Below are 16,553 nucleotides of genomic sequence, written 5' to 3' on the forward strand. Positions count from 1 at the left end.
ATAATGTTTTATTAATCTTTCGTCCTTACAAGATTTATTATATAGCATAAAATAATTATTGTCAACGGATAATAATTATTATTTGAAAAATATTTTAAATATAAACTTATGTAAAATTTATGATAATATACATATATATACTATTTATGGATTTGGAGGATGGAATGAATAAAATACTAATTGTAGAAGATGACAATGATATTAATAAATTGATTTCTGAAATGCTAGAAGAAAAAAATTATGAAATTAAATCTGCTTACTCTGGTACAGAAGCATTAATGTATTTGAAAAATGAAAATATAGATATGGTTATATTAGATTTAATGTTACCAGGTAAATGTGGAGAAGAAGTATTAAAAGAAATAAGAATTTTAAAATCAATACCTATCATCGTAATATCAGCAAAAAACGATAAAAACACGAAAATAGAATTATTAAAAAGAGGTGCTGATGATTTTATAAGTAAGCCATTTGATATAGATGAGGTTGAAGCTAGGGTATATGCCCAAATGAGACGATATAAGACATTTAAAGAAGATAGTTTTTCTGCTTCAGAAGAAAATATTTTGAAGTATAAAGAAATATTATTAAATATAGACAATATGGAAGTATATATAAATAATAAGATAATTAATTTGACCACAAGAGAATTTGAAATACTGAAGTTATTAATGGAGTATCCTAAAAAAGTTTTTAGTAAATCAAATATATTTGAAAGTGTATGGAATGAAGAGTTTTTAGGTGATGATAATACAATTAATGTACATATGAGCAATTTAAGAAGTAAATTAAACACTAGTAATAATAAATATAAATACATACAAACAATTTGGGGAATTGGGTATAAATTAGATACTTAAACTTAAGAGTTGCTTAAGGAATGATTAATATTTGCTTAGTGATTTGTAAATATACTTTTAGTATAGAAGAAAAATTGAAGAAAGGAATGGACAAAAATGGATGAATTTATTTTGAAAACAAGTAGGCTAAGCAATAAATATTTTGATGTAACAATGCTTAATTCAGTTAATATGCAGATTAAAAAAGGAGAAATCTATGGGTTAATAGGAAAAAATGGTTCAGGTAAATCAACGCTTATTAAGGTTATATTGGGTCTTATATATCCTAATGATGGGGAAATAAAATTATTTGGTGAGTATACAAAAGCTGGATTAGAAAAATCAAGAAGAAGAATAGGTGCTTTAATAGAGAAACCTTGTTTGATTGAAGATATGACAGTTTATAAGAATTTAGAATTTATAAGAATTCAAAGGGGAATTCCTAATAAATATGAAGTAAATGAAAAATTAGAACTTTTGAATTTACAAAATGAAGCACATAAAAATATAAAAAAATTATCTTTAGGAATGAAGCAAAGATTAGGAATTGCTATGGCAATGATTGGAGATCCAGAATTTCTTATATTAGATGAACCAATTAATGGATTAGATTCTATAAGCATGATAAAAATAAGAGAATTATTACTGTATCTAAATAAAAAGAAAAATGTAACAATACTTATAACTAGTCATATACTAGGAGAACTCGAAAAAATAGCCACAAACTATGGAGTTATAGATAATGGAATGCTAATAGATGAATTTACAAAAGAAGAATTAGAAAAAAGATGTGAAAGTGCAATAGAAGTAAAAGTAGATAATATTAATAAAGCTGTTTTAGTTATAGAAAATGAACTTAAAAGTACAAATTTTAAGGTTTTGCCAAACAATATTGTAAAAATTTACGATTATATTAATAATCCAATAAAAGTTTCATCTACACTTTCTAAAAATAATATAGGTATAGAAAAAATAGTATCTACAAAAGGAGATTTAGAAAGTTACTTTATAGGCTTAATTGGAGGTGAAGCTCTTGAATAATTTAATTAAAGCGGAGTTTTATAGAATAAAAAATAGTATGTTTTTTAACATAATAATCCTAGTAACATTTATATTAGGTATTACATCTTCTAGAAGTAATGTGAAGTTTGTAGATATAAATGGTTTTGGCTTTTTCTTAGAACTTAATGCAATAAAACCCATAGATGCACTTCATACAGCTATGGGGGCAACACCTATATTAATTATAATAATTATAATGCTCATAAATAATATAGTAGTAGATAAATATAATGGCGGAATTACAAGACAGGCTATCTCATATGGATACAATAGAAGAGATATTTATATAGCTAGTTTAATAGTTATTAATGTATGTACTGTTATAATAACTTTAATTTTTAATTTTATGTGTTTTATACTTAAAGTAGATATTTCAAGTTTAGACTTAAATACTAATATAATATTAATTAAAGAATTTATCTTATACATAATTCTTATTTGTACAATTAGCAGTTTTTATACTTTTATTTGTATAGTTGTAAAGAGTAAGTTTTTATCAGCAACAATATATGTAGCTTTTTCTATATTTTTTGTTACAATATTTGGTGAATTGCTAAGGGATAATACAACCTCATTAATGCTAATGAATATAGCTTCAAATGGAATTTCTAATGTAAATGTTTTAAAATATATATTAATTTCTATAGTTGTTGTTTTATGTAGTGTTCTTTTAGGCGTAGATTATTTTTCAAAAGTAGATATATTTTAGTATTTTAGGTGGTGATAATATAATAATCTTAGTTATAATAGTTTTAATTTTACTATATAAAGTTTATTTTTTGAAAAGAGAAATAAGAAGTATTAGTAATCAACTATATGATTATAATATCTTAAATTCAAAAAAGAAAATAAGTATTAATTTAGGTGATAAAGATATAGAAAAATTAGCAGTAAATATAAATGAAAATTTAAATTTAATAGAAAATATAATGTCAGAATATAAAGATAGTGAAGAAAAACTTAAAATTGCAATAGCTAGTATATCTCATGATATTAGAACACCACTTACATCTATTTTGGGGTATATACAAATGTTAAAAAGAAAAGAGATAAATGATGAAAAATATAATGAGTATATTAATATAGTTGAAAAGCGTTCTAATAATTTAAAGGAGCTTCTAGATGAATTTTTTGAATTATCTGTTTTAGAATCATCAGAGTGCAAGGCTAATTTGCAAAGTTTAAATGTAAACAATATATTATGTGAAAGTATAACAGCATTTTATGATAAATTTCAAAAACATTCTATTAGTCCACAAATAGATATTTTGAGTGAATGTTTAAGAATAGTAGGCGATGAAAGTTATTTAAGAAGAAGCATAGATAATTTAATAACTAATATGATTAAACACTCTAAGGGGAAAGAAGTAATTAGATTGTATAAAGAATATGAAATAGTAATAATTGAATTCGAAAATCAAATTGAAAATTTAAATGAAGACGATTTAAATTTAATGTTTGATAAGTTTTTTACTAAAGATATTTCAAGAAATCCTAATATTAAAAGTACAGGATTAGGACTTACTATAACTAAAAAACTTATTGAGAAAATTGATGGAAAAATATACGCAAAATTAAATGGAGATATACTTAAAATTTATATTAGCTTCAATAAAATATAAAATAGAAAACACTCACCTAAATGATGCATTGGTGAGTGTTTTTTATGTGAATAATAAATGTTTAACTGTATTTAAAAGTATATAATAATTTTTATGGAGGTAACAATTATATACCTTAAACTTAACATGTAAACATAGTATATAAAAGGATGTTAGTTTTATATAAGTTAAGGTTAGGGGGATATACTATGTTTACAATGTTTAATTCATTTTCAAAATAAATAATTTATACTTATGAATATAATTATACCCAATAAATAATAAATGTCAATAGATAATTATTATTTATTGGGTATAATTTTTGAAAATTTATATTGTATTTAAAAGAATTGTTGATTCTAAGATGATTCGGAACTAATCTCACTCTTGAGGGTGTTCAAGTTTTGGAACTAATAATTTAAAAGATGATACTACTAATCTTACAAGTTTATTGCTATTATCATGTTTGGATCCAAGTAAGAAGTAAAAGTGAATAGTGAAAAGTGAAAAGTTATGGTAGATATTACTCACTTTGTTCCTAATATCTAAACATTTTAAAATAGAAATATATAAAAACTGCGTTTTTATATTGTTTTAAACTAATTTGTATTGTTAATTTCATATAATTTCTCAATTGAAACATGAATAACTTAAAGTTTTAACTTGGATTCCGATAGGTTAACTTATTTTTAGCATATTATTGGATAATGGGAAAATTATATAAATTAAACAATTATAATTAATAATAAAAAATAATATTTAACAACTTGGAAATAAGTTAGAACTAAAAGCAAAACAATTATTTATTAATATATAAGTGTAAGTTATATATTAAGGGGGAGATAGTGATGATAGGAAAGAATATTTTCGTTATATTATTAAGTTTGGCTTGTGTGTGTATGAACGGATGTGATAAAAGAAATGAATTTGAAACTTCAAAAATTATCATTAATAATGATGTAACTAAAAATAAAGAAAATGAAAAAAATAAAATATATATTAGAAATAGTAATGGAAAAATGGATATTAAAGTTAAAAATGTTGAAGAATTAAATATAAAAGGCAATGAAGATTTTGTACCATATATGTTTATAGATAATGAAATTTATGGATCTGTAGTAAAAATCAAAGAAAATTCAGAACAATATGTGGAGGAAAAGTTATATAAATTAAAAGAGAATAATGAGCTAGAAAGGAGTGATATAGAATTTAACTATAATGGCAATATATATTATAAAGATGGTAAGGTTTATGAATTAGATTACTCTAAAAATGGTATTAGTATTGAAAATAAAAAATTAACTGAGGCGTTAAAGAAATGTCACTATGCTACTGAAAATGTATTTCTTTATAAATATAATTATGATAATAAAAATTTTGTTTTAAGTTTAGAGTTTTTTGGGGACGGTTCAAAATTTTTCTATTTATATGATGATGAAAATGATAGAGTGTATCAATACAAAGAAAATTTAAAAGATGTAAATTTTAGTTTTGATTCAAAGTATGGGATTAGTAATTCAGAGTATATAAAAGCTTTAGATTCACTTATTAGATTAGATGAAAATTTTAAATTTTATAAAATGGTTTTTGAAGGGGAATATTTTGAATTTAAAGAATTTATAGATTTAAGTAAATATACAAATAAAAAGTTGGATTGTAATACTGATAATAATATAACAATTAAAAGTATTAATGATAATGAAGTATTGATAATTCAATATAAAGAAATACCCTGTATAAGTAAAGATTACTTTAGAAATGTTGAGTTAGTTTCAATAGATAAGTTTAATTTTAAAACTAATCAGTTTACTGAGCTTATGAAAGTGGATGAAAACACTCATTTTAGTGCACCAAACTTTATAAATGGCTTGATTATTTTAGATGAATTTGATTTAAAGGAAGATAAAATAAAATCTAAGAATAGATATTTTAAAGTATTAGGTAATAAGGAATTAAAAACAATATATAAAGAAAATATAGAAGATGAAGGAGAAACAATAAATACATTAGTTAGTGTAATACCCAATATGGATAAAAAAGAATTACTTTTATATAAAAACATAAGTGAATTTAAAAAAAATAATGATATAGAATTTAAAAAAAATATATATAAAAAATATATATTAGAGTAAAAGTAGTACGAAAGTAAATTTACAAATTGAGTTTTGTATAGGGTTCCAAGTTGAAACTTTAAGTTATTCAAATATTAAATGAGATTAATGTTAGTAAAGGAAACAGGAATTATTTAAAACGTTATTCATAAAAATTTCAAAGAAACTCTAATGAATTTCCAATTGCATAGTTATAAATAAAAAGATGATTTTAAAGAATTAAATTTTAAGACATGTTAAAATGTAAATATAATGAAGAAATTATATTTTATAGGGGGGCAAAATGAAAAGAAAAATATTGATAGTTGAAGATGAGTTTTCAATTAATGAGATATTAAGAATTTCATTAGAAAATGAGGGATATGAGACTAAAAGTTCTTTTGATATAAAAAGTACTGAGGAAATTATATATAAATATAATCCAGATTTGATACTTTTAGATGCAATGCTTCCAGATGGAGATGGGTTTGAGTTATGCAAAAAAATATCTAAAGATTTTTTAGTTGTAATGGTTACAGCAAAAGATAGTATATTTGATAAAATAATTGGAATTGAATTAGGTGCTGATGATTATATAACAAAACCTTTTGAAATAAAGGAAGTAGTAGTTAGAGTAAAAGCTATCTTTAGAATGTTGGAAAAAGAAAATAAAAGTGAAAATATAATTAAGTTAAATGAAAATATTAGTATTGATTTGATAGGGGAAAGGGTTTATAAAGATTCAAAAGAAATAGTATTTAAAAGGAAAGAAAGTGAAGTATTTTTTTATTTTGTTAATAACAGAAATAGAATTTTAAGGAGAGAAGAACTTTTAAATAATGTTTGGGGTTATGATTATTATGGTGGAACACGAACGGTGGATGTACATGTTAGAAGAATTAGGGAGAAACTTGATGTAACTGATATTAATATTATAGAAACAGTTTTTGGAAAAGGATATGTAATGAGGTAATTAAATGATAAAGACATTGAAGGGGAAAATTTTAATTGGAATAATTGGAATTACAGTAATTATAATTATTGTCGTAAACATTATAATTAGAATTTCAGTTCATAAAAAGTTTAATGATTATGTAATAAATGATATAACTACAATTAAAAATATAACATACAATGAATTTATTAAATTTAATAGTGTTGAAAATTTAATTTATAATAGTAAAAGTGAATTATTACCTATATTAAACAATATAAATAGTCAATATGATGTATATATATCTCTAGATAAGAATGAGAAAAAGAATTTAGTATTTATTGGAGTAGAATTAAATGAAAAAGAAAAAATGAACCTTATAAAAGATTGTAATAAAAAATCAGTTATAATTTTTACACATAAAGAAAAGAAAGATTTTTATGCTACTTATGTATATCCTATTTATGAAAATAGTAAATATATAGCTACACTTACTATTCAAAAAAGATATTTTAATGAGTATCTTGATAATAAATATCTTGTTATTGAAATTGTAATAGCTCAGATTATATTATTTTCTATTATGATATTTATGATATATATATGGACAAGCAAGTCAGTGTATTCTATAGGAAAACTATCTAAAACAATAGGAGATATAAATAATTATAATGAGCTTTCAAATACTAATTTTAATATTAAGGGAGAAGATGAAGTAGCAACACTATCAAAACAATTTGAAAAAATGAGAATTAAAATAGTTAGTCAAGTTTATAAATTAAAATGTGAAAATGAAAAAGTAGAAAAATTAGAGGCTTCTAGAAAAGAATTTTTTAATTGTGCAACTCATGAAATGAAAACTCCTTTAACTGGGATTTTAGGATATTGTGAACTTCTAAAAAATGATGTACTAAATGATAAAGATAAATATAAAGCATATGAGAGAATAGAAATCGAAGGAAAAAGATTAAAAACTATGGTTGAAAATATGTTGTTAATAGCCAGAGAAAAGGAAAATTTAAAGAATAAGCCCCAATATTTTGATGTTGTAGAAGTGTTAAATGAAGTTGTTGAGGAATTTCAGATTGTGGAAAAATATCAAAAGTTAGATTATGTAAGAAATAATGAGTTTTTTACCATTCTAGGTGAAGAAGAAGCAATAAGAAAAATATTTTTAAATTTACTAGACAATGCTAGAAAATATAATAAGTCTAATATAATAAAAATTAAAGTTTATAAAAATGAAAAATTAACAATTATCATAGAAAATGATTGTGGTAATATACCTAAGGAAATAGGTGACAATCTTTTTGAACCATTTTTAAAATATAATTATGGAGATAACAAAATGGTAAGTTCAGGACTAGGATTGTTTATATGTAAAAATTTAATAGAAAAAAATGGTGGAAATATTGATTATAAAATAAATAGTGGGAAAATTTGTTTTGTTATAATTTTTGAAAAATAAAAACAAAAAATTTATAGTTTGTCTAGATAAAATTTACAAATTAATATATACTAAATATGTTAATAAAATATAGAACTTACAAATTTATTTAAATTTTATAGTTATATTAATTATGATATTTATCAATTTTGTTCTATGTGAAAACATATACATATAATTAATTATAAATTTAATTGGGGGGAATTTTTATGAGTAAAATTGCATTTGTTGGTGGTTTACTAATAGATGGAACTGGTAAAGAACCAATAAAAAATTCATTAGTTTTAGTAGAAGGTAAAAAAATTAAATATGCTGGAGTAATGAAGAGTTTTGATGATGATTATGAAAAGGTAGATGTAACTTCTAAAAGTATTATGCCAGGATTAATTGATAGTCATCTTCACTTTAGTGGTAATTTAACTGATAATGATAGTGATTGGGTACTTGAACCACCTATACAAAAGACTATAGTTGCAGTAGCTCAGGCTCGTGAATCACTTGAACATGGTTTAACATCAGTTGGTGAAATTTCACGTTCAGGAATACATATAAGAAATATGATAGAAGAAGGTATAATTCCTGGACCACGTGTTGTAACAACAGGACTTGGATTTTGTAGAACAGCAGGACATGGAGACTCTCACAAGTTACCAATAGAATATAATAGTGAATCTCATCCATGGGCAGAACGAGTTGATGGACCATGGGAGTTACGTAAAGCTATAAGAAGAAGACTTCGTGAAAATCCAGATGCAATTAAAATTTGGTCAACTGGCGGTGGAATTTGGAGACATGATGCAAAAGCTGATTCACATTATTGTATGGAAGAAATTCAAGCAGTTGTAGATGAAGCTAGTATGGTTGGACTTCCTGTATGGTCTCATGCTGAAGGTTATGAAGGTGCATTAAATTCATGTAAAGCAGGAGTATCTGCAATAATACATGGACAAGAATTAAATGAAGAATGTTTAGAGATAATGAAGGAAAAAGACATAACTTTCTGTCCTACACTTCAATTTTTCTTTGAATGGTTTACAGTATATGAACCACCTTATAGACCAATACATGATAAATATCCAGGAAAAACAATAGCTGAAAAAGAATTAAATAGAATAATTGATAATCTTCAAAATGCAAATAAAAAGGGCATCAGAATTACAGTAGGTTCAGATTCATTCTGTAGTAGTTTAACTCCATATGGAAAATATGCTATAACAGAAATGTATGCACTTAATAAAGCTGGATTAACAGAAATGGAAACAATAATGGCAGCAACTAAAAATGGTGCTGAAATGCTTAGAATAGATAATATAACAGGCACATTAGAAGAAGGAAAATTTGCAGATTTACTTGTTATTAATGGAAATCCATTAGAAAATATAAAGAATATAGATGTAGATAAAATGGATATAATAATGAAAGAAGGAACTTTTGTTAAAAATAAATAAAAGCAAAAATTACTTTATGTTTTCATAAAATTTAATTGAGATAATAAAAGAGATTGTTTTAAATATATGTTTAGAATAATCTCTTTTAAATTTTAAATAAATTTCAAAAAACATTTAAAATTATAAATTTAATTATAATAACTAGAAGGTTTAACAAAATATTGGTATAATTTTAAAAAGAAAATATATTTCTAGAATATAAAAGAGGGTAATTAATGAGAAGAAGAATGAGAAGGTTAAGACGGGTTTTAAGCTTAGTAGTAATATGTTTATTTCTAAATATATATACAGTTAGTGCTAAAAATACTAATATAAACTTTAGAAATATAACTATTCAAAATGGACTATCACAAAATTCAGTTTCATCTATTTATCAAGACAGTGAAGGGTATATGTGGTTTGGTACAGCAGATGGGCTTAACAGATATGATGGGTATAATTTTGAAGTGTTTAAATTTAATCCTAAAAATAAGAATAGTATATCTGGAAGTTATATAGGTGATATTCAAGAAGATTCGTTTGGAAATATATGGGTTGCAACAAGTAAAGGTTTAAGTAAAATAAGTAAAAATAATAATGACATAAAAAATTATGTATATGATAAAAACAATAAAAGTGGTATATCACATTATAATATAAGGTGTATATTAATAGATTCTAAAAATAGAGTATGGATTGGAACAGAACATGGATTGAATTTATATGATGAAAAAACTGATGAATTTGTAAAATATTATTCTAAAGAAGATGATAAAAATAGTTTAAGTGACAATTTTATTTTATCTATGGATGAAGATGAAAAAGGCAATATATGGATAGGGACTAAAAATGGTCTTAATATGTTAAATCAAGAAAATAATACATTTAAGAGGTATATGAAAAGTGAAAATAATTCAATAAATAATAATTACATATATGATATTTGCTCTACAAAAGATGGCAACTTGTGGATTGCCACTAGAGGTGGAGGATTAAATAAATTAAATATTTTAAAAGATGAATTTACATATTATAAGAATAATGAGAATATGAAAAATAGTAATCAAATTGCTAGTAATAATATACAATACTTAAATTATTCTAATGAAAAGTTATTTATTGGAACAGATAGTGGATTATCTCAGTATGACATTAAAAATAATAAATTTAAAACTTTTAGTCATCAAGTAAGTGATCCTCAAAGCATAATAAACAACAATATATTAAGTATATTTCATGATAATACTGGACTTGTATGGGTTGGAACATATGATGGAATTAGTGTATTTAATCCAGAGAGTAATTTTATTCATTACAAAAGTAATTTGATGGCAGAAAATGCTTTTAGTGATAATTCTATAATGGGAATGTATGAAGATAATGAAGGAGTTTTATGGTTTGGAACTGTAAGCAGTGGTTTAAATAAATTTAATAGAAAAACTGGTGAAATAAAATGTTATAAATATGATTCACAGAATGAAAACTCTATAAGTAACAATGAAATATGGCATGTAGCTTCAAACAATGATAATGAAATATGGATATCAACATCTGATGGATTAAATAAATTTGATAAAAGGACAGAAAAATTTACAAGATATTATAAAGAGGATGGATTATCATCTAATGAAACAAGATACATATATTTTGACAAAGAGAATAACATGTGGGTCGGATCTAGAAATGGAATAACAGTAATAGATAAAAATGGGAACTTTAAAATAGAAAATGAAATCTTCAAAGAAGGTGGACTAACGGACGAATTTATAACATCTATATATGAAGATGATAATGGAGATTATTGGATTGGAGCTGCTTTGAATGGAGGAGTTTTAAAATACAATAGACAAACAGGTGAAGTTAAGAATTATGTAAATAATCCTAATGATGAAAATTCATTGAGCATGAACAGTGTAAAAACAATAAAGGGAGATAACCTAGGAAATATTTGGATTGGAACTAATTGTGGATTAAACAAATTTAATTTAGAAACTGAAAAATTTACAGTGTATACAGAAAGTGAAGGTTTATCTAATAATTTTGTTTATAATATTCTTTTAGATGAAGAAGAAAATCCATGGGTAAGCACAAATAATGGAATTTCTAAATTAGATGTAAAGGATAATAAATTTGAAAAGTTTAATTTAGCAGATGGACTTCAAAGTAGTGAGTTTAATGGATATTCAGCGTTTAAAAGTAGCAAAGGCGAAATGTTTTTTGGGGGAATAAATGGAATAAATGCATTTTTCCCAAGTAAGATAAAGCAGAGCGAACATGATTTTCCAGTAGTCATTAAAGATGTTACATTTAATGAACGGTCAATATATAATCATAAAAATATAGAATTAAAATATGATAAGAATCATTTTGATGTAGAGTTTTTTGTACCAGATTATAAATGTACACCTAAATCGGAATATAAATATATATTAGAAGGTTTTGATAAAGGATGGGTATATATAGAAAATAGGAATCATGCAAACTACACCAATATACCACCGGGAAAATATACTTTTAAGGTTATAGCAAGAAATTCAGCTGGAACATGGAGTAATCCAACAAAGCTACAAATAAAAATAATGAATCCACCTTGGGAAAGTCCTTTAGCATATTGTATTTATGCAATTATATTGACAATAATAATTTACTTTGCTTGGAATCATGTAAAAATTTTAGAAAAAATGGTAAAACAAAGAACAAAAGAACTTAATAAAAAGTTAGATGAAAATGAAGAACTTTATAATAAGCTTATAAAAATGGAAAGACATAAAAATAATTATTTTATAAATTTATCACATGAACTTAGAACTCCATTGAATATTATATCTTCAACATTACAGCTAATAAATAGACTAACTGTAAATAAGCAAAAAATTGAAGATGAAAAACTCTTATATTATACTGATGTAATGAACAAAAATTCTAATAGATTATTAAAACTTATAAATAATATTATAGATACATCTAAAATAGATTCTGGGAATTATAAGTTAAATATTGAAGAAACGGACATAGTTTATTTAGTTGAAGAAGTTTCACTATCAATGAAGAATTTTATAGAAAATAAGGGAATAGAATTTATTATAGATCCGCAAATAGAGGAGAAAATAATAGAGTGTGATATATCAGATATAGAAAGATGTATAGTGAATTTACTAGGGAATGCTGCAAAATTTACTGAAAAAGGTGGACTTATAGAAGTAAAAATATTTGATGAAGGTGAAAATGTTAAAATTTCTGTAAAGGATACAGGTATAGGAATAGATAAATCTTATCATAAGTCTATATTTAATAGATTTTATCAAACCTATGATAAATCTTCAGAGGAATATGGAGGAAGTGGACTAGGACTTACATTAACTATGCAGCTTGTAAAATTACATAATGGTAGTATAGAATTAGAAAGTGAAGTTGGAAAAGGTAGTGAATTTATAATAACTTTACCAATAAAACAAAAATAATTTGTCAATTGTATATATAAGTTTAAAAAATTATAAAAAGATGCTAAATTTAAATATTTAAATTTAGATCTTTTTATATAAATAATTAAGTATTAAGGTGGGTGATAGCAATGAAACTAGAAGAAAGACTATCAATTTTGTCTGTAGCAGCAAAAATGATGCTTTGGAATAAATATAAAGATAGGGATTTTAAAATTCATAAAGTAAAATATGGCCATAATCATAGAAAGTACACTTTAATATTAGAAGGTAATGAACCTAAAAAGAAAACTTTAATATATTTTATACATGGTGGTGGATGGATGTCAGGAAATCCATTTTCATTTAAAGCTATAGCTAAATTTTTTGCAAAGAAGGGATATACAGCAGTACTCCCAGCATATAGATTAGCACCTAAATATAAATATCCATGTCAAGTTGAAGATGTATTTTTAGGTTTTAAAGATTTTTTAGAAAAATATTGGGCTGAAGGAAACTATGATAATGTTGTAGTAATTGGATTTTCAGCAGGATCAGAACTTGGAATTAATTTAGTAATGAATAAAAAATTACAAGAGAGATATGAAATAGATCCTAAGATATTTAAAGCATATATAGCTATAAGTGGAGTTTTAGATTTTAAAGAATTTAACAGTAAAAGAGCTCAGAAATATTTAGACGGTTATTTAGGAGGAACTAAATATGAGGGAAAAGTAAATCCATTAGATTTGGCAAGTTATAAGCCACAGTTTCCTATTTTATGTTTACATGGAGAAAAAGATGAATTAGTTCCAAAAAAATGTGTGAGTAATTTTACAGATAAAATAGATGAATTAGGAGGAAATACAAGAATAGAAATCATAAAAGGTAAGTATCATTCAAGTATACTAAATTTATGGATAGGCAATGGAGAAGAAAACACTAATATACTTTTTGATTTTATAAATAATATATAATAGAAGCGAAAGAAGGATTTAAAATGGTAGATTTAGTTTTATTAGGTACTGGTGGAGGAATGCCAATGCCTTTTAGAAATCTTGCATCTATGCTTATAAGTTATAAAGGACGAAAAATACTTATAGATTGTGGTGAAGGCACACAAGTGTCAATGAGAATATCTAAATGTGGATTTAAATCTATAGATATTATATGTATAACTCATTGTCATGGAGACCATATTATAGGACTTCCAGGACTTTTATCCACTATGGGCAATAGTGGAAGAGAAGACGAGGTTTTAATAATTGGACCAGAGGGAATAAATAAAGTAATTGAAGGGCTTAGTGTTGTTTGTCCTTATTTACCTTATAATATAAGAGTTATAGAAAATCCTAAAAGTAAAATTAAATTTTCATTAAATAATAAAATGGAAGAACAAATAGAAAATTCAGAAATTGAAATAGACACTATAAGTTTAGAACATTCTACTTCATGTATTGGATATAAGTTTAATATAAATAGAAAACCTAAATTTGATATAGATAAAGCAATAAGAAATAATGTTCCTAAGATTCTATGGAATAAACTTCAGAAAAATGAAAATGTAATTTTTGAGGAGAATTTGTATACTAGTAATATGGTTTTAGGAAAAGAAAGAAAAGGAATTAGTTTATGCTATATAACAGATAGTAGACCAATAGATAGTATAAAAGATTTTATAAATGAATGTGATTTATTTATTTGTGAAGGAACTTATGGAGATGATGATGATTTAGAAAAAGCAGTTAAAAATAAACATATGACGTTTAGAGAAGCTGCGTTGTTGGCAGACTCAGGAAATGTTAAAAATCTTATATTAACACATTTTACATCTGCAATGTTAGAACCACAAATATATATAAAAAATGCAAATGAAATATTTGAAAATGTGATAATAGGTGAAGATAGAATGACAAAATCAATAAAATTTGAATAGGTTTAAAAAATATTTAAGAAATAGTGAGGTGAACATTATAAAGAAATTTGCGCTTATTACTGGAGCTAGTAGTGGAATTGGATATGAACTTTCAAAAATCTTTGCAAAAAATAATCATAATCTAATATTAGTTGGTAGAAATTATGAGGCTTTAAAAAAATTAAAAAATGAGATTAATGATAATATTAAAGTTGAAATATTACAAATAAACTTAGGTAATATTGATGAACTATATAAATTATATGATTATATAAAAAATAAAAATTATTTCATAGATATATTAGTAAATAATGCAGGACTTGGATATAATGGATATTTTGATGATATTAAAGTAGAAAAAAATGTAGAAATTATAGATGTAAATATAAAAGCTCTTACAATACTTACAAATTTATTAGTAAAAGATATGAAAAAAAATAGATGTGGAAAAATATTAAATGTAGCATCAACAGGTGCATATCAACCAGGCCCCATGATTTCTGTATATTATGCATCAAAAGCTTATGTACTTTCATTAACTTATGCGTTAAGAGAAGAACTTAAAATTTATGGAATAACTGTAAGTGCATTATCGCCAGGAACTACAAAAACTAATTTTTCAAAAAGAGCTGGTAAAGGTGATTTAAATATTGCAATGAGTGCTGAAAAGGTTGCTAAAATAGCATATTATGGATTAGAAAAGGGAAAAGCAAATATTATTCCAGGTTCTATGAATAAGCTGCTAGTTTTTATGTCAAAAGTTTCACCTAATTTAATTAATAGTAAAATTGTAAATCATATTCAAAAAAAGGCAATAAATAAAAAGTGATAAACTGATATTTAGGATATATTCTAAATATCAGTTTTTTATTATAAAATATTTATATTTGTCAAAAAAAGTGTAGAGAAAACACCTATATTATACATAAGATGTATTGTGCAATATTTAAATAATTTAGTTTAATTTAGATAGGAGTGTAGTCAGTATGAAAAAATGCGGATTTGATCATCTTGAAATAGATGAGAACTTCTTTTGCGAAAATGCAGACAAATGTAAATGTTATGATAAATGTATAGACGGATGTAATTATAAAATTTGTATATATGGTGTTCCAGGTCCAGAAGGTCCAGAAGGACCTGAAGGTTATCCAGGTCCACAAGGTCCAAGAGGATTACAAGGCGAAAAAGGTGAAAGAGGAGAACAAGGAGTTAGAGGTCCACAAGGACCAGAGGGAGAAGTGGGTCCTAGAGGATTTAGAGGACCACAAGGAGAAAAAGGTGAACAAGGAGAACAAGGCCCAGAAGGTCCAATGGGTCTTAGAGGACCAAGAGGAGAAAAAGGCGATGAAGGAGAAAGAGGACCACAAGGAATCCAAGGAGAAAGAGGATTTAGAGGATGTCCAGGTCCAACAGGTCCAACCGGACCAACCGGACCAACTGGTCCAAGGGGACCGAGAGGCGAACAAGGCGAACAAGGCCAAGAAGGTCCAATAGGACCAGAGGGACCAGAAGGCCCACAAGGAGCAACTGGAGCAACCGGTGCAAGAGGACCAAGAGGAGAACAAGGACCAGAAGGTCCACAAGGAGCAACTGGAGCAACAGGCGCAAGAGGACCAAGAGGAGAACAAGGCGAACAAGGTCCAGAAGGTCCAATAGGACCAGAAGGACCACAAGGAGCAACTGGAGCAACAGGCGCAAGAGGACCAAGAGGAGAACAAGGAGAACAAGGCCCAGAAGGTCCAATAGGACCAGAAGGACCACAAGGAGCAACTGGAGCAACCGGTGCAAGAGGACCAAGAGGAGAACAAGGAGAACAAGG

At 25.3% G+C, this 16,553-nt stretch carries 13 protein-coding genes; all 13 read left to right on the forward strand.

Annotation, left to right across the window (positions count from 1 at the left end):
• Window positions 1-164: 164 nt before the first annotated feature.
• Complete coding sequence (locus BN346_RS14810; RefSeq protein ID WP_040329649.1) at window positions 165-860, forward strand: response regulator transcription factor; 696 nt, start codon at window positions 165-167, stop codon at window positions 858-860.
• A gap of 96 nt (window positions 861-956) precedes the next feature.
• Window positions 957-1,880, forward strand: coding sequence for an ABC transporter ATP-binding protein (locus BN346_RS14815; protein ID WP_040329650.1), 924 nt, complete (start codon window positions 957-959; stop codon window positions 1,878-1,880).
• Window positions 1,873-2,610, forward strand: coding sequence for a hypothetical protein (locus BN346_RS14820; RefSeq protein ID WP_040329651.1), 738 nt, complete (start codon window positions 1,873-1,875; stop codon window positions 2,608-2,610). The genes BN346_RS14815 and BN346_RS14820 overlap by 8 nt, the downstream gene beginning before the upstream one ends.
• A gap of 70 nt (window positions 2,611-2,680) precedes the next feature.
• Entirely contained in the window at window positions 2,681-3,523 is an 843-nt protein-coding gene (locus tag BN346_RS14825) for a sensor histidine kinase (protein WP_051540440.1), read from the forward strand.
• Between the two features lie 827 nt (window positions 3,524-4,350).
• Window positions 4,351-5,634, forward strand: a complete 1,284-nt coding sequence (locus BN346_RS14830; protein WP_040329654.1) for a hypothetical protein — start codon at window positions 4,351-4,353, stop codon at window positions 5,632-5,634.
• A gap of 262 nt (window positions 5,635-5,896) precedes the next feature.
• A complete protein-coding gene (locus BN346_RS14835) occupies window positions 5,897-6,565 on the forward strand; it encodes a response regulator transcription factor (protein WP_040329655.1) in 669 nt (222 codons plus the stop codon).
• A gap of 4 nt (window positions 6,566-6,569) precedes the next feature.
• Window positions 6,570-7,994: a HAMP domain-containing sensor histidine kinase gene (locus tag BN346_RS14840; protein ID WP_040329656.1), complete on the forward strand. Its 1,425-nt coding sequence runs from the start codon at window positions 6,570-6,572 to the stop codon at window positions 7,992-7,994.
• 188 nt (window positions 7,995-8,182) lie between these two features.
• Window positions 8,183-9,421 carry a metal-dependent hydrolase family protein gene (locus BN346_RS14845; RefSeq protein WP_040329657.1) on the forward strand — a complete coding sequence of 413 codons (1,239 nt, stop codon included), beginning with the start codon at window positions 8,183-8,185 and terminating at the stop codon, window positions 9,419-9,421.
• A 215-nt stretch (window positions 9,422-9,636) separates the two neighbouring features.
• Entirely contained in the window at window positions 9,637-12,861 is a 3,225-nt protein-coding gene (locus tag BN346_RS14850) for a ligand-binding sensor domain-containing protein (protein WP_040329658.1), read from the forward strand.
• Window positions 12,862-12,971: 110 nt separating this feature from the next.
• Window positions 12,972-13,796, forward strand: a complete 825-nt coding sequence (locus BN346_RS14855) for an alpha/beta hydrolase (RefSeq protein WP_040329659.1) — start codon at window positions 12,972-12,974, stop codon at window positions 13,794-13,796.
• Between the two features lie 23 nt (window positions 13,797-13,819).
• Complete coding sequence (locus BN346_RS14860) at window positions 13,820-14,755, forward strand: ribonuclease Z (RefSeq protein WP_040329660.1); 936 nt, start codon at window positions 13,820-13,822, stop codon at window positions 14,753-14,755.
• A gap of 37 nt (window positions 14,756-14,792) precedes the next feature.
• Window positions 14,793-15,563: an SDR family NAD(P)-dependent oxidoreductase gene (locus BN346_RS14865; protein WP_040329662.1), complete on the forward strand. Its 771-nt coding sequence runs from the start codon at window positions 14,793-14,795 to the stop codon at window positions 15,561-15,563.
• 157 nt (window positions 15,564-15,720) lie between these two features.
• Window positions 15,721-16,553 (forward strand): collagen-like domain-containing protein (locus BN346_RS14870; protein WP_040329661.1); only part of this gene is annotated, 833 nt, incomplete at its 3' end.

The organism is Clostridium ihumii AP5, from assembly GCF_000612845.1.
Lineage (GTDB): Bacteria > Bacillota > Clostridia > Clostridiales > Clostridiaceae > Clostridium_J > Clostridium_J ihumii.

Coding starts and splice junctions, on each gene's coding strand:
- BN346_RS14810 (WP_040329649.1), top strand. CDS start 165: ATGAATAAAATACTAATTGTAGAAGATGACAATGATATTAATAAATTG.
- BN346_RS14815 (WP_040329650.1), top strand. CDS start 957: ATGGATGAATTTATTTTGAAAACAAGTAGGCTAAGCAATAAATATTTT.
- BN346_RS14830 (WP_040329654.1), top strand. CDS start 4,351: ATGATAGGAAAGAATATTTTCGTTATATTATTAAGTTTGGCTTGTGTG.
- BN346_RS14835 (WP_040329655.1), top strand. CDS start 5,897: ATGAAAAGAAAAATATTGATAGTTGAAGATGAGTTTTCAATTAATGAG.
- BN346_RS14840 (WP_040329656.1), top strand. CDS start 6,570: ATGATAAAGACATTGAAGGGGAAAATTTTAATTGGAATAATTGGAATT.
- BN346_RS14845 (WP_040329657.1), top strand. CDS start 8,183: ATGAGTAAAATTGCATTTGTTGGTGGTTTACTAATAGATGGAACTGGT.
- BN346_RS14850 (WP_040329658.1), top strand. CDS start 9,637: ATGAGAAGAAGAATGAGAAGGTTAAGACGGGTTTTAAGCTTAGTAGTA.
- BN346_RS14855 (WP_040329659.1), top strand. CDS start 12,972: ATGAAACTAGAAGAAAGACTATCAATTTTGTCTGTAGCAGCAAAAATG.
- BN346_RS14860 (WP_040329660.1), top strand. CDS start 13,820: ATGGTAGATTTAGTTTTATTAGGTACTGGTGGAGGAATGCCAATGCCT.